This window comes from Acetobacter oeni (genome assembly GCF_011516825.1).
In the GTDB taxonomy this organism is placed as follows: Bacteria; Pseudomonadota; Alphaproteobacteria; order Acetobacterales; family Acetobacteraceae; genus Acetobacter; species Acetobacter oeni.
Genome location: NZ_WOTA01000002.1, coordinates 13,585 through 31,275, shown reverse-complemented (window position 1 = coordinate 31,275; position 17,691 = coordinate 13,585). Strand labels below are relative to the sequence as shown.

General features: G+C 62.9%; 22 protein-coding genes and 1 pseudogene. 14 read left to right on the top strand and 9 right to left on the bottom strand.

Annotation, left to right across the window (positions count from 1 at the left end; genetic code table 11):
- The 6 genes from trbK-alt to trbB are packed head-to-tail and all read right to left on the bottom strand — an operon-like array spanning position 1 to position 5,007.
- A complete protein-coding gene (trbK-alt, locus tag GOB90_RS01440; RefSeq protein ID WP_129551473.1) occupies positions 1 to 273 on the bottom strand; it encodes a putative entry exclusion protein TrbK-alt in 273 nt (90 codons plus the stop codon).
- On the bottom strand, positions 273 to 1,019 hold the full coding sequence (trbJ, locus tag GOB90_RS01435) for a P-type conjugative transfer protein TrbJ (protein WP_146892230.1): 747 nt from the start codon (positions 1,017 to 1,019) through the stop codon (positions 273 to 275). Before trbJ ends, trbK-alt begins: the two co-directional genes overlap by 1 nt.
- Positions 1,016 to 3,442: a conjugal transfer protein TrbE gene (gene trbE / locus GOB90_RS01430; RefSeq protein WP_146892227.1), complete on the bottom strand. Its 2,427-nt coding sequence runs from the start codon at positions 3,440 to 3,442 to the stop codon at positions 1,016 to 1,018. The genes trbJ and trbE overlap by 4 nt, the downstream gene beginning before the upstream one ends.
- Before the next feature lie 7 nt (positions 3,443 to 3,449).
- Positions 3,450 to 3,716, bottom strand: coding sequence for a VirB3 family type IV secretion system protein (locus tag GOB90_RS01425; protein ID WP_114726164.1), 267 nt, complete (start codon positions 3,714 to 3,716; stop codon positions 3,450 to 3,452).
- Positions 3,716 to 4,042, bottom strand: coding sequence for a TrbC/VirB2 family protein (locus GOB90_RS01420; protein ID WP_053323596.1), 327 nt, complete (start codon positions 4,040 to 4,042; stop codon positions 3,716 to 3,718). Before GOB90_RS01420 ends, GOB90_RS01425 begins: the two co-directional genes overlap by 1 nt.
- Complete coding sequence (trbB, locus tag GOB90_RS01415) at positions 4,039 to 5,007, bottom strand: P-type conjugative transfer ATPase TrbB (protein ID WP_173571229.1); 969 nt, start codon at positions 5,005 to 5,007, stop codon at positions 4,039 to 4,041. Before trbB ends, GOB90_RS01420 begins: the two co-directional genes overlap by 4 nt.
- A gap of 214 nt (positions 5,008 to 5,221) precedes the next feature.
- Here trbB and GOB90_RS01410 point away from each other — a divergent pair, with 214 nt between their 5' ends.
- The gene (locus GOB90_RS01410; RefSeq protein WP_146892221.1) at positions 5,222 to 5,491 is read left to right on the top strand and encodes an HU family DNA-binding protein; all 270 of its coding nucleotides are present in this window, start codon (positions 5,222 to 5,224) and stop codon (positions 5,489 to 5,491) included.
- Positions 5,492 to 5,803: 312 nt separating this feature from the next.
- Here the strand turns inward: GOB90_RS01410 and GOB90_RS01405 are convergent, their stop codons facing one another.
- Positions 5,804 to 6,184, bottom strand: a complete 381-nt coding sequence (locus tag GOB90_RS01405; protein WP_173571876.1) for a nuclear transport factor 2 family protein — start codon at positions 6,182 to 6,184, stop codon at positions 5,804 to 5,806.
- A 175-nt stretch (positions 6,185 to 6,359) separates the two neighbouring features.
- Between GOB90_RS01405 and GOB90_RS01400 the strand changes: the two genes are divergently transcribed.
- The 6 genes from GOB90_RS01400 to GOB90_RS01380 all read left to right on the top strand — a co-directional run bounded on the left by GOB90_RS01400 (position 6,360) and on the right by GOB90_RS01380 (position 11,733).
- The gene (locus GOB90_RS01400; protein WP_198912603.1) at positions 6,360 to 7,478 is read left to right on the top strand and encodes a DNA alkylation repair protein; all 1,119 of its coding nucleotides are present in this window, start codon (positions 6,360 to 6,362) and stop codon (positions 7,476 to 7,478) included.
- Between the two features lie 246 nt (positions 7,479 to 7,724).
- Positions 7,725 to 8,927, top strand: coding sequence for a DUF932 domain-containing protein (locus tag GOB90_RS01395; protein ID WP_146892212.1), 1,203 nt, complete (start codon positions 7,725 to 7,727; stop codon positions 8,925 to 8,927).
- 82 nt (positions 8,928 to 9,009) lie between these two features.
- Positions 9,010 to 9,450: a hypothetical protein gene (locus GOB90_RS01390; protein ID WP_003618738.1), complete on the top strand. Its 441-nt coding sequence runs from the start codon at positions 9,010 to 9,012 to the stop codon at positions 9,448 to 9,450.
- Positions 9,437 to 10,483, top strand: coding sequence for a DUF7146 domain-containing protein (locus GOB90_RS01385; RefSeq protein ID WP_003618742.1), 1,047 nt, complete (start codon positions 9,437 to 9,439; stop codon positions 10,481 to 10,483). Before GOB90_RS01390 ends, GOB90_RS01385 begins: the two co-directional genes overlap by 14 nt.
- A gap of 52 nt (positions 10,484 to 10,535) precedes the next feature.
- Positions 10,536 to 10,823 (top strand): hypothetical protein, encoded by a 288-nt coding sequence (locus GOB90_RS18925; RefSeq protein ID WP_206752461.1) that lies wholly within the window; start codon positions 10,536 to 10,538, stop codon positions 10,821 to 10,823.
- Positions 10,807 to 11,733, top strand: a complete 927-nt coding sequence (locus GOB90_RS01380) for a DUF2493 domain-containing protein (RefSeq protein WP_048858928.1) — start codon at positions 10,807 to 10,809, stop codon at positions 11,731 to 11,733. The genes GOB90_RS18925 and GOB90_RS01380 overlap by 17 nt, the downstream gene beginning before the upstream one ends.
- A 9-nt stretch (positions 11,734 to 11,742) precedes the next feature.
- On the opposite strand, the gene GOB90_RS01375 is transcribed toward GOB90_RS01380, so the two are convergent.
- On the bottom strand, positions 11,743 to 11,952 hold the full coding sequence (locus GOB90_RS01375) for a hypothetical protein (protein WP_003618751.1): 210 nt from the start codon (positions 11,950 to 11,952) through the stop codon (positions 11,743 to 11,745).
- A gap of 163 nt (positions 11,953 to 12,115) precedes the next feature.
- On the opposite strand from GOB90_RS01375, the gene GOB90_RS01370 reads away from it, so the two are divergent.
- From GOB90_RS01370 to GOB90_RS19620, 7 genes and pseudogenes are all read left to right on the top strand, one after another.
- The gene (locus tag GOB90_RS01370; protein WP_003618753.1) at positions 12,116 to 12,556 is read left to right on the top strand and encodes a hypothetical protein; all 441 of its coding nucleotides are present in this window, start codon (positions 12,116 to 12,118) and stop codon (positions 12,554 to 12,556) included.
- A gap of 591 nt (positions 12,557 to 13,147) precedes the next feature.
- Complete coding sequence (locus tag GOB90_RS01365; RefSeq protein ID WP_034931914.1) at positions 13,148 to 13,474, top strand: DUF736 domain-containing protein; 327 nt, start codon at positions 13,148 to 13,150, stop codon at positions 13,472 to 13,474.
- 339 nt (positions 13,475 to 13,813) lie between these two features.
- Positions 13,814 to 14,041 carry a hypothetical protein gene (locus GOB90_RS01360; RefSeq protein ID WP_146892208.1) on the top strand — a complete coding sequence of 76 codons (228 nt, stop codon included), beginning with the start codon at positions 13,814 to 13,816 and terminating at the stop codon, positions 14,039 to 14,041.
- A gap of 83 nt (positions 14,042 to 14,124) precedes the next feature.
- Positions 14,125 to 14,409, top strand: a complete 285-nt coding sequence (locus GOB90_RS01355; RefSeq protein ID WP_026200050.1) for a helix-turn-helix domain-containing protein — start codon at positions 14,125 to 14,127, stop codon at positions 14,407 to 14,409.
- 11 nt (positions 14,410 to 14,420) lie between these two features.
- Positions 14,421 to 14,699 (top strand): DNA -binding domain-containing protein, encoded by a 279-nt coding sequence (locus GOB90_RS01350; RefSeq protein WP_010669065.1) that lies wholly within the window; start codon positions 14,421 to 14,423, stop codon positions 14,697 to 14,699.
- A gap of 132 nt (positions 14,700 to 14,831) precedes the next feature.
- A pseudogene (locus GOB90_RS19625) lies at positions 14,832 to 14,972 on the top strand (transcriptional regulator domain-containing protein); the annotation flags it as partial.
- Positions 14,938 to 15,597, top strand: coding sequence for a DUF2285 domain-containing protein (locus tag GOB90_RS19620; RefSeq protein WP_261766023.1), 660 nt, complete (start codon positions 14,938 to 14,940; stop codon positions 15,595 to 15,597). The pseudogene GOB90_RS19625 and the gene GOB90_RS19620, both read left to right, overlap by 35 nt.
- A 363-nt stretch (positions 15,598 to 15,960) precedes the next feature.
- On the opposite strand, the gene GOB90_RS01340 is transcribed toward GOB90_RS19620, so the two are convergent.
- Positions 15,961 to 17,415, bottom strand: a complete 1,455-nt coding sequence (locus GOB90_RS01340; RefSeq protein ID WP_003618757.1) for a SulP family inorganic anion transporter — start codon at positions 17,413 to 17,415, stop codon at positions 15,961 to 15,963.
- Between the last annotated feature and the right edge of the window lie 276 nt (positions 17,416 to 17,691).

Genomic DNA, 17,691 nt, shown 5'->3' with positions numbered 1-17,691 from the left:
TCACCGTGCCGCGTCGGGCGCGAAGAAGCGCTTGCGGTTCTCGGCCCAGACCGCTTCGCAGGCCGGATCGCCGTCGGCCTTCATGCCGAGCGCCTGACAATGCGCCAGACCGGCGGCCAGCCGGTCACGCGATCCCGGCGGCCCGAGATCCGGCACCCCCACGTCATGGGGCATGTGCCGGAGATGAAGGCTGGCGACAACCAGAATCAAAACGACCAGCCCGAGGGCAACGAGCCGGAAGACGATCGGCGGGGAGAGACGTAACCCGCGCATCAGTGAAACATCTGCGCGGTGCCGGGCGTGTAACCGGCCCCGTAATTCAGGAAATTCGCGAGTTGTGCCCTGCCCTGCTCCTCGCTCTCGACCTGACGCGCGCCTTCCAGCGCCTGGGCGCGGCCCATCGCCGTGATGACGGCGGTGAGGTCGGCAAGCTGGCGCGTCTGCAGCGCGGTCAGCTGGTTGCCCGATTGCGCGGCCTGTAAGGCGCCGGTGGCCGCCTGGCTCGAGGTGACCAGACTGTCGATCTGGCTGCGCGTGGCGTCGAGATTCTGCACCGCACCGGTCTGCACGCGCAGCCCGTCCTGATAGGCGCCCCGCGCGTTCTGCCATCGCGTCTGCGCGTCGGCGGTCATCTGCGCCGCCGAACTCGGGCTCGCCAGCGCCTGCGGATAGGTCTGGCTGAAGGCCTGATCGATGCTGGTCAGGTTATAGGATAGCCCCTGCGCCTGGCCGACGATCTGTTCGGTCGCTTCGATTGATTGCTCCAAGGGTGCCAGCACCGAGAGCGGCAGATTGGCGAGGTTGCGGGCCTGGTTCTCCAGCATGGTCGCCTCGTTGAGCAGGCTCTGCGCCTCCTGGTTGACCTGCTGCAATTCCCGCGCCGCGATCAGCACCGTCTGGACATGGGCGGCGCCATCATAGACCGCCCATTGCGCATGGGCCGGGACGCTCACGACGATGGATGACAGGGCGCCAAACCCAGCCACGAACGCTGCTTTGCAGATCGACGAATTTCTCATGATGGTTCTCCCGGCCTGAGCATTTCAATCGCCCAGTCCACGCCCCGGTGCGCCAGCCACGCGGCCGCGAACCCGTCGCGGCCGTGCCGGGCAAAGATCCGGTCGATCGCGGCCTGGTCGTCGGGCGACGACGCGGCGGTGAAGGCCAGCGCCACTTCGGACAGGCCGAGATCGAACAAACGGTTGCCGCGCCGGGACTGGCAGTAATAGTCGCGCTTGGGCGTCGCCCGGCTGAGGATCTCGATCTGGCGGTCGTTCAACCCAAACCGGCGATAGATCGCGGTGATCTGCGGCTCCAGTGCCCGGTCGTTGGGCAGGAAGATCCGGGTCGGGCAGCTTTCGATCAGCGCGGGGGCGATCGGGCTGGCGTCGATATCGGCCAGAGATTGGGTGGCGAAAATGACGGAGGCGTTCTTCTTGCGCAGCGTCTTCAGCCATTCCCGGAGCTGCCCGGCGAAGGCGCGATCATCCAGCGCCAGCCAGCCCTCGTCGATGATCAGCAACGTCGGGCTGCCGTCAAAACGGTCCTCGATGCGATGGAACAGATAGGACAGCACGCCGGACGCGGCGCCCGAGCCGATCAGCCCCTCGATCTCGAAGGCCTGGATATCGGCGACACCAAGACGCTCATGTTCGGCGTCAAGCAATTTCCCCCACGGGCCACCAACGCAGTAAGGCTGCAACGCCTGCTTCAGCGCCAGCGACTGGAGCAGCGCGGACAGGCCGGTAAGGGTGCGTTCTCCTGCGGGTGCCGAAGCCAGCGAGGTCAACGCCGACCACAGATGCTCCTTGAGGTCGGGGGCAACGGTGACGCCCTCGCGTTCCAGCAGGATCGCGACCCATTCTGCCGCCCAGGCCCGTTCGCCCGGCTCGTCGATCCGCGCCAGCGGCTGCAGCGCGACGGGATCGTTTCCGTCCTGCGCCAGCGCGCCGCCGAGATCATGCCAGTCGCCCCCCATCGCCAGGATAGCCGCGCGGATCGAGCCACCGAAATCGAAGGCGAAGATCCGGGCACCGGCGTAGCGGCGGAACTGCATCGCCATGAAGGCCAGCAGCACGGACTTGCCCGCACCCGTCGGCCCGGCGATCAGCGTGTGACCGACATCGCCGACGTGAAGTGCGAAGCGGAACGGGGTCGAACCTTCGGTGCGGGCATAGAACAGCGGCGGAGCGTCAAAATGCCCGTCCCGCTCCGGCCCGGCCCATACCGCGGAGAGCGGAATCATATGCGCGAGATTCAGGGTCGAGACACAGGGCTGGCGGACATTGGCGTAGACATGGCCCGGCAGGCTGCCGAACCACGCTTCGAGCGCATTGACGCTCTCGCGCATGCAGGTGAAGTCGCGGCCCTGGATGGTCTTCTCCACCAGCAGCAGCCGGTCGGCGGCGATAGTGGGATCTTCGTCCCATACCGTGACGGTCGCGGTGACATAGGCCTGCCCGACCTGGTCGGTGCCGAGTTCCTGCAACGCCGCGTCGGCGTCGGCCGCCTTGTTGGCGGCGTCGGAATCCAGCAGCACCGAGGCCTCATTGGTCATCACCTCCTTGAGGATGGCCATGATCGATTTGCGCTTGGCGAACCATTGCCGCCGGATCCGGCCCAGCACCCTGGTCGCGTCGGTGCGGTCGAGGCAGATCGCCCGCGTCGCCCAGCGATAAGGAAAGGCCAGCCGGTTCAGCTCGTCGAGCAGACCCGGCCAGGTCTGGGTCGGGAAGCCGGTGACGGTCAGCGTGCGCAGATGGGCGTCGCCCAATCGGGGCTCCAGGCCACCGGTCAGTTCCTCGTCGACCAGGATGGCGTCGAGATGCACCGGGATCTCCGGCACCCGGACCCGCTGCGTGCGCGTCGAGATGCAGGAATGGAGGTAGGTCAGGGTTTCGCCATCATCGAGCCAGTCGGCCTCCGGCATGAAGCCGTCGAGCAGCGCCAGCACCCGATCGGTCTGGTCGATGAAACCTGCGACCACCGCCCGCCAGTCGGAGCCGCCACGGGCGCGGTTCTCGTAGAGCCAGGCTTCCGCGCGGGCGGCGTCGTCCGCTGGCGGCAGCCAGACCAGGGTGAGGAAATAACGGCTTTCATAATGCGCCCCCTCTTCCTCGAACTGCGCCCGACGTTCGGCGTCGACCAGTTCGGAGGCAGGATCGGGGAACGGGCTGAAAGGATAGCCCCGTGCTGGAAGGCGCTGCGCCTCCACGAAAATGGCCCAGCCGGAGCCGAGACGGCGCAGGGCGTTGTTCAGGCGGGAGGTGATCGCGACCAACTCGGAAGCGGTCGAGGAGTCCAGGTCGGGACCGCGGAACCGGGCCGTGCGCTGGAAGGCACCGTCCTTGTTTAGCACCACGCCCCTGGCGACCAGCGCCGCCCAGGGCAAGAAATCGGCCAGCCGGTCGCGGCGATGACGGTATTCGGCGAGGTTCAGCATGGCGCCCTCACCCGACCAGATGGGTGGGATAGCGCAGATGCCGACGCACCACGTCGACGAAGGCAGGATCGCGCTTGGCGGCCCAGACGGCAGCGAGATGGCCGACCAGCCAGAAGATCCCGCCGGCGATCCACAACCGCAGCCCGAGGCCGATTGCCGCCGACAGCGTGCCGTTGACGATCGCCACCGTGCGCGGCGCCCCGCCGAGCAGGATCGGCTCGATCAGGGCGCGATGCACCGGGGCGGTGAAGCCGGGGATGGCGTCCGGCTCCATCAGATCAGCGCCCCGCCCGAGAAGGAGAAGAAGGACAGGAAGAAGCTGGACGCGGCAAAGGCGATCGACAGGCCGAAGACGATCTGGATCAGACGGCGGAACCCGCCCGAGGTCTCGCCGAAGGCCAGGGTCAGGCCAGTCACGGTGATGATGATCACCGAGATGATCTTGGCCACCGGCCCCTGCACACTTTCCAGTATCTGGTTGAGCGGTTCCTCCCATGGCATGCTCGAACCGGCGGCATAGGCTGGGGCCGACAGCAGGGCGAGCGAGAGGGTTGCGCCGGCCACGACAAAGCGACGGCGCAGAGCGATCATGTGGGTCATAACGGATCTCCGGCGGGTGCGAGGATGTAGTCCCCGTCCGGGCTCAGGCCCTGGACGGTGGCGAGTTCAGCCAGCCGACGCGCGCTGCCGCGCCCGGACAGCACCGCGATGACGTCGATGGTCTCGGCGATCAGGGCGCGCGGTACGGTGACGACGGCTTCCTGGATCAATTGCTCCAGCCGGCGCAGGGCGCCGATCGCCGACCCGGCATGCAGGGTGCCGACGCCGCCGGGATGGCCGGTGCCCCAGGCCTTGAGCAGGTCGAGCGCCTCGGCGCCGCGCACCTCGCCGATCGGAATCCGGTCGGGGCGCAGACGCAGCGAGGAGCGGACCAGGTCGGAGAGCGAGGCGGCGCCGTCCCTGGTGCGCAGGGCGACCAGATTAGGGGCCGCGCATTGCAATTCGCGGGTGTCTTCGATCAGCACCACCCGGTCGCCGGTCTGCGCGATCTCGGCCAGCAGCGCGTTGACCAGGGTGGTCTTGCCGGTGGAGGTGCCGCCGGCAACCAGGATGTTCTTCCGCTCGGCGATGGCGCGGCGCAGAAACGTGGCCTGTGCGGCGGTCATGATCCCGCCAGCCACATAATCGTCGAGCGAGAACACCGCGATGGCCGGGCGCCGGATGGCGAAGCAGGGTGCCACCACCACCGGAGGCACCAGTCCTTCGAACCGTTCCCCGCTTCCCGGCAGTTCGGCGGAGACGCGCGGACTGCCCGGATGGACCTCGGCCCCGACATGGTGGGCGACCAGGCGGACGATCCGCTCGGCGTCGGCTGGCGCGATCCGGGTGCCGGTGTCCTCCATCCCGCCGGCCAGCCGGTCGATCCACAACCGGCCGTCGGGATTAAGCATCACCTCGACGATCGACGGATCGTCGAGATGCCCGGCAATCGCCGACCCCAGGGCGGTGCGCAGCATGCGCGTGCCACGGGCGACGGCTTCGGAGCGGAAGGGAGCGACGGACACAGGAAACCCCGCATTTGACCTCCCGAGGGAGGCGGTGGATCAGCGGGGTCGATTAGAAAGAGCCATGAACACGGAAGCGCAACAAGTGTCTGATGGGTGTAGGGCGCTGGGATAGAAGAACTTGCATAGGGGTGTGTCGCCGTTTCAGCGGTGACGGGGCGAAAGGGCGCTGCTACCGTTTGCGGAATCGACCACGACACGGACCTGCGCCCGCATGAGCAAAGCCTTCATTGCCGCCGTTCTTCAGGACTCCCTTGCCTGCACCGGCGTTGCCACCGCCAAGGCCGCCGATGATCTGGTTGGTGCCATTGTCGCCGAACTGGAGCAGGAGGGTGGCTTCACGCTGCCGTCCTTCGGGACGTTTTCCGTCCACAAGACCAAGGCCCGCAAGACGCTCAATCCCCGCACCGGTGAGCCGGTGAAGGTCAACGCCGGCAAGACCGTGCGGTTCAAGGCTAGTCCGAATCTCAAGAAGGCGGTCTGATTGGCCGCATCGTCCAATGACCTCCAGACGGTAATGTTCGGGAATAGAAGATAGGAGACTGGCAGTTTCCGCCTCATGTCGGACATAGATGGCATCGGTTCACCTCGCCCGAAGAGGACATAAGCATTACATCCGTTCGGATGATGCATAGTTATATGAAAAGAATGATGAAATCAGTCGACTGTGAGCGGCGGTCTTGTTGTAGAAGATGGTGTGCCGCTCGTTGCCATACCGTTGTGGTTTGAGATTCCCGTCGGGCTCACCCTCTTATCCCATTGGATCAGGTGTATGACGGGTGCCTTCCGACGTTGCTCACTTATCGAACTGAAGAAAAGCTTTGGAGAAGACCGACCATATTCCGCCTGTTTTGATCAGATTGAGATATTCACAGCAGTCGGAGCCAATGGCGTCATTTTCGATGATAATGCGCACGACTGCTGTGACAGGCGTTATGTCGAGTATATCGATATGAGATGCGATGTCCGGGGACGCTCCGTTGATCCTGATAAATTCAGCCGCCAGATTGCCTGTTCCCCCCACAAGTTCACCATCGACAATGCCGTGCGTCACGACATCCTTATGGAAGATACCGGACAGCATATCGACATTGCCGACGCGCAAGGCTTCGACATATCTTTCAAGGGTTTCTCGAATATTTTGATATTCACTTACGGGTATATTCTTCTTGTTCACGACTAAATCTTTTTCATTGACCCAATGCGCAGCAGCAGGAATGAAATTTTACATCTGCCGCGAAAGGGCAGCAACATGATCATTTTATGCGGCGCCTGTTGTCGGTATTGGATCGCGTGGACACTCACCTCACCCACGACGACGCGGTAGCAAAGACAGTATGAGCACCCCAGCCATGAAAGACATATTCAGTCTGGCGCTCGTGCGCGAGATTGCCGCCGAACTTCGTGCCGCGGATACGTGTTTTGATGTCGATGCCTTCGTTGCGCGTTCGATGGATGGTTTAAGTAGTCTGGAACTTACCGGCCGTGCTGCACATATCGCGGACGCCTTGCATGAATATCTGCCTGAGCGGTTTATTGAAGCCGCCGCCGTCATCGAATCATCGCTTGGCCAGGAACTGCCACCGATCGGCGAAATCGGGCGCACGGCGCTCCGTTACATGCCGCATGTCATATATGTCCAGAAATACGGCCTTGACGACTACGAGGCAGCCATGCGGGTTCAGGCCGGGCTCACCAAGCGGTTTACCGCCGAATTCAGCATCCGTGCCTTTCTGGTGAAGTATCCCGAACGAACCTACGAGCAGATGCTGGCATGGGCCGATGACGACAACGCGCATCTGCGTCGTCTGGCTTCGGAGGGGATGCGCCCGCGTCTGCCATGGGCGCCTCGCTTGCGCGCGTTTCAGCAGGATCCGCGCCCTGTGCTTGAATTGCTGGAACGTCTCAAAGACGATCCTGTGCTCTATGTGCGGCGTTCGGTCGCAAACAATCTGAACGATATTGCCAAAGACCATCCGGCGTTGGTCATAGAAACCGGCCGGCGCTGGTTGAAAGATGCGCCTGCGGAACGCGCCTGGATTATTCGCCATGCACTTCGTTCACTCGTCGCCGCCGGCAATCGGGATGCAATACACGTTCTGGGAGGAACCCAAAATCCATCGGTGCGTCTATCAGGCATAATCATTACGCCGCAGCGCATCACACCGGGTGAAGCCACGCGCGTATCTTTTGAAGTCGAAAGCACCGCACAACAGAGCCAGCACCTGCTGACCGGCTATGCCGTGCATTTCGTGAAGGCCAATGGGAGTACACGTGCAAAGGTCTTCAGGCTTCGTACCCTCACGATGCAGCCAGGAGAAAAAGTCGCGCTCAGTACCACGGTGTCTTTGGCGAGCATGACGACACGCCGTCATTTTCCCGGGTACCACCGGATCGACGCCATCATCAATGGCGAGGTCCATCCCCTCGGCACCTTCGAAGTAAAAGCCTCAATACCCATCCCTGCGTGACGCAGTTTGCGAGGAAAACAGGATCGCTTGAATGTCCGATATATGAGAGCATAGTCGCAAAACGGACGTTCCGTTCTCCCCCCGTTGCCGTCGTGATTTCGGCGAGGCTGCGGCCTCGCCGTGTTGCGGAACGAGGGGCAGGGTGTCTCCGTGGTCGGATGGGGTCCCGCGCGGGAAGTAGTCATAGGAGGAAGAGGGTGGTTTCGCCTCTGGTGCCGAATAACCGGTATCAGAGGAGAGTTTTCCATGACCACAACCACCATCCTGCCCCCTGCGTTCCGTGGTGCGGCGTCCGGCGGCTTCCGGATCGATCCTTCGCGCGGGGAGCGTAGTGCCCGCGTCTCGTCCGAATGGTTCTCGCGCCCCGATGACGAGCGGTATCTGTCCCTATCTGATTTGCACGCGGCCACTCTTGGCCGTGCCGAGCGCGCCACGGCCCGCACGGTAGAAAGCCGCGCCATCCGAGTGGAGGCGAGCCGCGACAATGCCGAGCGCCTGACCCTGACCGTGCCGGGGCAGAATGACCCGATTGCTCCCACACACTGGTCCTTTGGCCAGATGTGCAGCCTGGTTGGTGCCCCCTCGTCGTACCTGCGCAATCTTCCGGCTCCGCTGGCGGCAATCAACCTGCAGCACGGGTTGCTGTCGCACCGGGCCGAACTGGTCAAGACGCTGGAAACCGAGGACGGGCGTGTGGAACTGCGCGCCGTCACGGGGCCGGATTACGGCCGCATCTGGGACCATGAGCTGGTTGGGGCGGTGCGCAAGATCGCCGGCGATGGCACAGGTGATACCAACTGGAAGGTGCCGGGTGTGATCGACTGGGCGACCATGACCCATAATCCGTACGTGGACATCACGAAGGAAACCACGACACTCTACGCGTCAGACAGGGACGTTTTTTTATTCCTCGTGGATGATACGCATCCGATCGAGGCGGGACGTCTGCCCAACGGTGATCCCGATCTCTATTTCCGGGGTTTCTACGCCTGGAATTCCGAAGTCGGCAGCAAGAGCCTCGGCATCGCCTCCTTTTACCTGCGCGGAGTGTGTCAAAACCGCATGCTCTGGGGCGTGGAAAATTTCGAACAGATCACGATCCGGCATAGCAAGTTTGCAGCATCCCGTTTCGTGCATCAGGCGACACCAGCGCTACGGAATTTCGCCACGGCCAGCCCGGCCTCGTTCGTCTCCGGCATTCAGGCTTCGCGCAAGGCGCTGGTGGCCAGAACCGATGAGGACCGCGAAAGTTTCCTGCGTCGTCGCGGGTTCTCGAAGCCAGAGACGGCGAAGATCATCGAAACCGTGCTGCATGAGGAAGGGCGCAAGCCCGAGAGCGTGTTCGATTTCGTGCAGGGGATTACCGCACTGGCCCGCACCAGGGCCAATCAGGATACGCGGCTGGATCTGGAAGAGAAGGCCCGCAGGCTGATGGAACGGGCTTCCTGAAAGCCGACTGCACGCTTTTCCGCCAATACGTTTTTACGAGCCCGGCCACCGCGCCGGGCTTTTTCGTTTCGGGAGTTTTCCGATGGCTGATTTCTTCACGCATTTTTCCTGCGTTCTCGATGTGGGCACAGTGGACAATGCCGCAAAGGCGCTCGACCTCTACAATGAATTCATCGACGAACTGGCGGCGGAAGACCCGCCCTCTGACGGTTTTGTCCTGTCGATCGTGCCTGAATATGGTGGCACGAAACTCTGGATGCACGATGAGACAACCGGCGATCCGCATCAGGTGGTGGATTTCGTGCTACGCTGTGCGCGGGCATTCCGGCTGCGGGGGCGATGGGGGTTCCAGTGGGCCAATAGCTGTTCACGTCCCCGGATCGGCGCCTTCAGCGGAGGCGCGCATCTGCTTGACCTTGGCAGGCGCAAGACGATTTCATGGATGACCACCGATCGCTGGCTGGCGATCGCCCTGGACGGAGGCAATCCCGACACAGGAGGGCAGGGCGATGACCTTGCATGACGCGGGCGATCTGGCCCGCCGTCTGGCGGAGAACGCAGAGGCGGTGTGCCGTCGGTATCTGTCCGCTGGTCGTCGTCACGGCAATTACTGGCTGGTCGGTGACGTACGCAACACGCCCGGCCGGTCGCTGTTTGTCCGGCTGCACAACACCGCCAACGGCAGGGCGGGAAAATGGACGGACGCGCAGTCCGCTGAACATGGCGACCTGCTGGACGTGATCCGCGAAAGCCTCGGCCTGGTGGATTTCCGCGACGTGGCCGACGAGGCGCGCGCCTTTCTCAGCCTGCCGCGTCCCGATCCGGTACCGTCGTCACAGGACCGTCCGGCCCGTGAGCGTGGCTCTGCCAGTTCTTCTGAAGCCGCACATCGGCTCTGGGCCATGTCCGGGCCGATCGTGGGTACATCCGTAGAAGCGTATCTCCGTAGACGCGATATTACGCTTTTGCACGGAGCCGGCGCCCTGCGCTTCCATCCGCGCTGCTTTTACCGCCCGGACGAGGACAGTCCGACCGAGACCTGGCCCGCCATGATCGCCGCCGTCACCGATCTCGACGGCACTCTGACCGGTGTGCATCGCACCTGGCTGGCGGCGGAAGGGCGCGGCAAGGCGCCGGTCGATCATCCGCGTCGCGCCCTGGGCGGGCTGCTCGGCCATGCCGTGCGCTTTGGGGTGGCATCCGATGTGCTCGCCGCCGGGGAAGGCATCGAGACGGTGCTGTCGCTGCGGCAGGTTCTGCCCGATCTGCCATTGGCCGCATGCCTGTCCTCGGCGCATCTCGCCGCCCTGATCTTTCCGCCGCTGCTGCGCCGGCTCTACGTGCTGCGCGACGATGATCCGGCCGGGGATCAGGCGCTGGCGACGCTGCACGCCCGCGCGGATGACGCCGGGATCGAGGTGATCGGGCTGTCGCCACGGCTGGGCGATTTCAACGATGATCTCCGGGCGCTCGGACGCGGCGCACTGCGGGCGATCCTGCATCCGCAACTTGCGCCACCGGACGTGGCACGGTTTCTGGAGACTGCCGGCACATGAGCGGGCCGGAAAGAGGGGCGGGCGGTTTCCGTCTTCTATCGGCGGTCCTGTCGTGCCTCCCGTTCGGCAGGTTCGCGCCCCGGCCTTTCAGGTGGGGAGCGGGCGTCAGCCGGGCCGGGCCTTCAATGGCGTGAGCCAGCTATTTTCCGTCGCGCCCCTTTGGGGGCGCTTTACATCGCGAAGCAAAATAGCCGGCCCCCTGCCATCCTTCGCTGTGCTGCGGCCGCGCGCGAGCGCGCGGTTCCGGCCCGTCCCTGGTCTGCCGCTATCCGCCCCCGGAAAGGCCGCGAAGGGCGCGGCCGGAGACCTGGGAGGACCGCATCATGACCCGCACCGATGATTTTGAACCGCCGCACGCCGCTTCATCCACCGCCCATGTGCTGGCTGAACTTCAGATGTATGGCTACCGTCCCTTCGAGGACGAGCCTGATCCAAGGCCGCTGCCCGAAGCTCCGCGCATCGGGGGTGCTGTGGCCGACATCTTCGACGCCGTCGCCGCGACGCTGACTGACACACGGCTGGAACCGGACCTCGAAGCGCTGCTCTGGTCCACCGTGAACATCTTCCACCGCATGGTCGGCCAGGTCGAGCGTGAGCTTGACCGCAACGAGCAGGCGCAGAAACGCAGCCAGCAGGATCAGGATGGCAGCGAGATCCGCTCGGTGGAACTGGAGCGACTGATCGCCGAAGGGCTGACACTGATCGAACGCCGCAACGCCTACGAGATCTTCCGCGACGAGGCGCAGGAGCAGTTCGAGCGGCTGACCCTGAGCGCGTGGCGGCCGAAGACCGGCTCGCTGGTATCGCGGCGGACCATGACGGCCTCTATGATCGACAGCCGTGACTTTCTCAACGCCCGACGCCGCGCCGAGAGCGAATTGCTGGTCCCGCCCGGCCCCAAGGTCGTCGTGACCGGGGGGCTGGACTTCGACGACCATATCCTGATCTGGGACCGGCTGGACAAGGTCCGTGCCAAGCATCCCGACATGGTGCTGCTGCATGGTGGTTCGCCCAGGGGCGCGGAGTTCGTCGCGTCTCGCTGGGCTGATCACCGCGAGATCGTGCAGATCGCTTTCAAGCCGGACTGGACGAAGCATGCCAAGGCCGCGCCCTTCCGCCGCAACGACGCCATGCTCGATACCTTGCCGATTGGCGTCATCGTCTTTCCCGGAACCGGTATCCAGGAGAATTTGGCCGACAAGGCGAAGCGCCTCGGTATCCCGGTCCTGCGGTTCGGAGGCGGCGCGTGAGCGCCGTCTTCAGTCCGGATTACCCGTGACGGCGATCCGCGCGGAACGGGCATAGAAGGCCAGCTCGGTATCGCCGGGCGCCAGAAGGTCGAGCAGGCCCTTCATGTCCTGCATGTCCGAATAGGACTGAAACGGCCCTGGTTGCTGTTCAATGGCCAGCACTGCAATGGCGAGCGCCTTTTTGACCAGATGCAGTTCGCGTCCCGTGATGTCCGCCATGACGTTGTCTCCCTGAGCAGCCCCACGATGCACGTCCGCTTGGCGGACGTCAGTACGATTCTCGTTCCGTCGATACATCGTTTTCTCTATGATGCGGATTGCGCCGTGGTGGTGGTGGCAGGCGTGACCGTCAGATCATGTCATCTTTACGGGAGCCGCCACCATGGTGATCTTCGCACCGTTCCTGATCGTCGCCGGCATCGGATTTTTCTGCTGGCTCATGTTCACGCTCGCGGTCTTCGCCTTGCCGTTTGCTGGCGGGTTGTATGCCGGGCTCTGGGCGTTTCATACCGGTGCCGGAGTGATTGGCGCCCTGATCGTCGGCGTCGTGGCGGGGATAGCGACTTTCGTCGCCGGTCAGATCGCACTCGCCTGCGCGCCGTGGATCTGGCTGAGAGGGCTGATCGTCCTGCTCTATACCGTGCCCGCCATCATTGCCGGTTATAGCGCCACGCACGGTCTCGCCGAGATGATGATGCCGTCCGTCGTCTGGCAGCTCTTCTTTTCGGTCATCGGCGCCATTGCGGTCGGCATCACCGCGTTCGTCCGCTTTACCGGCATGGCCCCGCCCGAACCGGCCAACGGGAGCGTCGCGCGGGTCTGACCGCCTGCGCGGCAGCCGGCGGGCAGGCATGGATCAGGTACCTGCCTGTCTTTCCACGTCATCGAGAGGCGGGGAGCGATGGGCAGCGAAGCGCGGATGCGACGCGCTGTTCCAGATACGGTCCGCCTGTTGAAGCAAACGAACTGGCGCTCTGATTTCCCGCAGGCCGATCGCAACGGGGAAGCCGGGCATGTCCGGTGAGGCGCAGTCCCGGAACGGGCCGGTTCGGTGGGCTGGTATGGAGGGAGGATGACGCCGTCATTCTGGTTGCCGCCGGATCTCGTGCGCTGTGCCGGTCGCCATAGTCTCCGTGATGTGTGCTCTGTCGGGCCGCGCACGCATGCTGCCTCTCAAGATGGCTGATCTAGCCGAAGGCCGGCTACGCCTCGATCGGCTATGGCGCAACAACGGGCCATAATTTTCTTCCCCTGCCGGCTGCGCCGTCATTCCTCGCGCACCAAGAAAATTCTGTCCCGCCGTCCTCCGCTGCGCTTCGGCCCCAAGGGATGCGCCGCCGCTCGCCTCCGTCTGTCCGATCGCCATCGAGGCCGCAATGGTGCGGGCTCGATAACAGAGATCACGGAGAGTATCATGGCCACCATCGGCACCTTCAAGAAAGTCGGCAACGGGTATAACGGCGAGATCGTCACCCTCTCGCTCCAGACCCCCAACGTCCGTATCGCTCCCGAGACCACGCGCGCGAACGACAACGCCCCCAGCCACCGCGTCTTCGTAGGCAGGGTGGAGATCGGGGCGGCCTGGTCCCGGCGCTCCAACGAGGGGCGCGACTATCTGAGCCTCAAGCTCGACGATCCGAGCTTCAACGCCCCGATCTTCGCCAATCTCTTCGATGACGAGGACGGCGAGGGTTACAGCCTGATCTGGTCCCGCCCCAATGGTCGCCGCAACGGCGACTGAAGTGCCCGCGATCCCCGCCCGGCCGGTCCGGGCGGGGCCTTCGCATGACCGGTTGGAAACCAGCGGGCGTGCGCAGCAGTCGCGCTCCTCTCGATCTGCCGGGGTGCGGGCAAGAAAGGGGAACAGGGCTTCCCTCAGTCTTCCCATTATACCATGCCCGGCGTGAACCGCCTCAAGGACGCGCGGTCCCCCCAATTTTGCCCGGCGCACCCTACGGGCACACCGGACAAAATCGGCTCCCCCGGGCGCCGCTGGCGCGGTCGCCTGCGGCGATCCCTGACCCGGCTCCCGCGTGCATGAGGCGGAGTCCTGTCTTCGAGAAACGAAAGGAGCAGGACGATGACCACGCTACACGACCATATCCAGATGCTGCGCGCCGAACTGACCAGCTTTTACCTGAGCCACGGGGAGCGCCGACGGATCGAACGAGAACTGAAGCTGGCATGCGCGCAATTCGCGGCGGACCGATACGACGAGACCCCCCCCCGCATAGAGCGGGGGGCTTTTCGTATGGTCGCCCGTGCCATCGGATATCCAGGCGCCGATTCCACTTTGCCATCCTCCTGAAAGAACGTTGTTGAATCTCTCTAACACGACTATTATAGTCGTATTACTGGTGTGCATGCCCCGCGTGTCGGATGTGATCATGGATGATCACTGGCCGACAGGTAAGGGCGGCACGGGCACTCCTGAACTGGACACAGGAGATGCTCGCTGAAAAAGCCCTCGTAGCACTGACCGCGCTCAAGCGCCTTGAATCCGAACGCGGTCTCGGCGTTCATGAGGGCACGACCGACCAGGTTCGCCGCGCGCTGGAAGCGGCGGGCATCCTGTTCATCGAGTCCGGACAAGGGCGTGGCGTCATGTTTCTTAACGAGACTTCCGGCATCGAAACGCGGCAGGCTAGGGTGCGTCGCGTTCGTTCTCCGACCTGATCGACTCCATCATGCAGAAGCCCCCGCTCGACCCGTCTGTCGCCGACAGCGCTCCGGAAGCGTCCTGTCTCACCGGCTACGACGAACAGCATCTGATTACCTATCTCCGCCTGCTGGATGCCGAGGCCGACGGCGCCGACTGGCGCGAGGTCGCCCGCATCGTGCTCCACCGCGACCCGGTGGTTGACCCCGAGGGCGTCCACCGCTGCTGGCACAGTCATCTGGCGCGGGCGCACTGGATGACCGAGCATGGCTACCAGCATCTGCTGCGCGGCGGCGCGCCCCACTGACACCCTGAATCGTTGCGTGACCTGCAAGACCTGTTGCAGGTGCGGGGCGTAGCGGGCAACGGGACGGTCTGGCATACTCTCGCGAGCAAGTACTTGCCCTGTTCCCACCCGTTACGCATCGGAGACGACGCCATGAGCCGCGCCAACTGGCGGTCGGCGGGCGCGTACGAGGGCCTGCGGTCGCTCGACGCTCCTGCCTTTGCCTTGCAGTTTGTCAGTCGCAATCGGGACTTTATCCGTGATCGTGCCGCCCTTCAGCGCGCCGCGCTCCGGGCCGCGCTGTCCACGTCAGACGCCGAAGCCTTCGCCCGGCGCTGGGGGTTGCGATTTCGAGAGTGTCCGCACGGCCCTCAATCCGCGTACCGCCCGCTGGACTGTTGCGGTATCGCCGGCCGTGATTGCGGTTGTCCGCCTGCCGACAGCACTGGCTGACGCGGCGTATCATCCGGTCTCCCTCGCTCGGGCAGAACTGCCGCCTGATATGGCGGGAGAAGTGCTGGTCGAGCAGGGGGAGATGATCCTGCGGCTGTACGTCTTGCCGCCTGACGGGGCTCAGCTCGGCGTGCTCCTGCCGCTCGACGCGCTGTTCGAGGTGCGTGTCCAGGCCGCCCTGCGGCTCTGGCGCGTGCTGATGGATCGGCGTCCCGGTCGTGATCCGGCCTGCCTGTCATCCGATCGCATCCGCAGGCTGATCCTGGCGCTCCGGACGCTCGATGGCCTGGACGACGGGGTGTCGCAGCGCGAGATCGCCGGCGTCCTGTTCGGTCGGGAGGTTTCCGCAGGGGACTGGCTCTCCCATGATCTGCATTTCCGCATGAAACGGCTGGTGCGTTTTGCGCGGGGACTGACTGACGGAGGATATCGGCGCCTGCTACTGCACCCGTTTCGGGGACGATAGTGGATGATGAATGTCTTGTAGGGCCGGAAGAACAGAACAAGGAGGCTGATAGTATCCATGGCCTCACTGCTGGCCGCTCCGGTGCTTTGTGTCGAGGAAAACCGAAAATGGTCCGCTATTGGAGACGCGTGACGGTTCGTTGAAAAGAAGAAGTGAGGCTTCAGATACATAAGGAGAAAATAGTCCATTCCTGAACATTATACGTCAAAAGATAACGTTGACACGAGCCATCGCATGTTTGCATCGGGAATGTTTCTGCAGGGGCAGTTATTTTGTAATCGAATACCGCAACCCAGATATGGAAAACCTGCCCGGAAAAATTGGCCTGACGGCGAATTTTTCCGGACATTTATTCGAAGTTTATCAGGTGGTCAGGAGCTTTTCACTGGTCAACCGCATGACGATGCCATGCCGGAGCGCATGCAAGCCCTCGATTTCAACTTCAATGTCGCGAGCCTTGAGTTTGGATACGATCTTCTCAATCATAGCCACCGAGGTCACGTCCCAGAAATGGGCGTTGTTCAGCCTGATGACGACCCGGCGCGCATTGGTCCTGAAGTCGATCTGATCGTGAAGAAGGTCAGACGAAGCAAAGAAAACCTGTCCCTCAACCTCGTAGATATCCGTACCCTCTTCTCTGATCTTTTTGACGTGCATCAAATGCGTCATAGACCAGGCAAAGAACACACCACTGAGCAGAACACCGACGAGCACACCTAGAGCCAGATCCGAGGATGCGACAGTCACGGCAACGGTTACGACCATGACGAGGCTTGAGAGCTTTGGAAAACGCGCAAGATCACGCAGGGATGACCACGAGAATGTGCTGATTGAGACCATGCACATAATGGCGACAAGGGCAGCCATTGGAATGCGGGCGACATAAGTATGCAGCATGACCATCAGAAACAGCAGGAAAGCGCCGGCAGTAAAGGTCGACAGACGTCCTTGGCCGCCGTACCGAAGATTGCCGACTGTCTGCCCTACCATACCGCACCCGGCGATGCCGCCGAACAGTCCTACAAACACATTCGAGACACCAAGACCTACGCATTCCATTCTGGGATCACCGTGCGTGTCGGTCTCATCATCCACGACACCTGCTGTCATTAGAGATTCAAGGAGGCCCACAGATGCCATCGCAAGGGCATAGGGAAACACAATTTTCAGTGTGGCCAGATTGAATGGTACGTGGGGGATCGTAAAAGCAGGAAGGCCTGTCGGCAGCGTGCCCAGATCAGAGACAGTGTGCACCGGCATTGGATACCACATCGTGATGCCTGTCAGAACTACGATACAGATCAGGGGCGACGGTATCAGGGTTGATATCCGTGGCATGAGATAGATGATGGCAAGCCCAAGGGCAATCAGTGCATACGTGTGCCACGTCACATGAAGCATTTGTGGTAACTGTGCCGAAAAGATCAGGATCGCGAGAGCATTCACAAAGCCGGTGCGGACCTCAGCCGATACGAAGCGCATAATGACCTGAAAGCCAAGCGCACCGAAAATGATCTGTAGTCCGCCAGCCAGTAATGTCGCGACGAGAAGGTATTGAAGCCCGTAGCTATGCACGAGGGCCGCGGCTACGAGGGCCACGGAACCCGCCGCCCCTGAGATCATTCCCGGGCGGCCACCGGTGATGGAAATGGCGACGCTAATGACAAATGACGCGAAAAGGGAGACGGCGGGAGAGACGCCGGCAACGTAGGAGAAAGCAATGACCTCGGGAATGAGGGCGAAGGTGCCGACCATTCCGGCCAGCACTTCGCGCAGCGGGTTATAAGCCCACTGCGACCGATAAGTCGCAAAGTTCATGGCGTTTTTTCGAAACCTCTCTAGGTAGTAAGCACGCTCAATAAGGTTTCGTCGTATTGTGGCCCGACGCGGCAATGGTGCTTGCAGGGTAGTCAGGTCGTGAGGTCGATGCAACCCGAGAAGACAGACCAGCCAACACAACGTTGACTGCTGCAATGGCGTGATCGTCTTGTGAGGACCGACATCCCAACGTCCCAGAACGTATGGACTGTAGACCGCTGCCCCACTGTTGAACCCGGCTTTCTTTCTCTGTTGGCTGAACCGGACGGCGACACG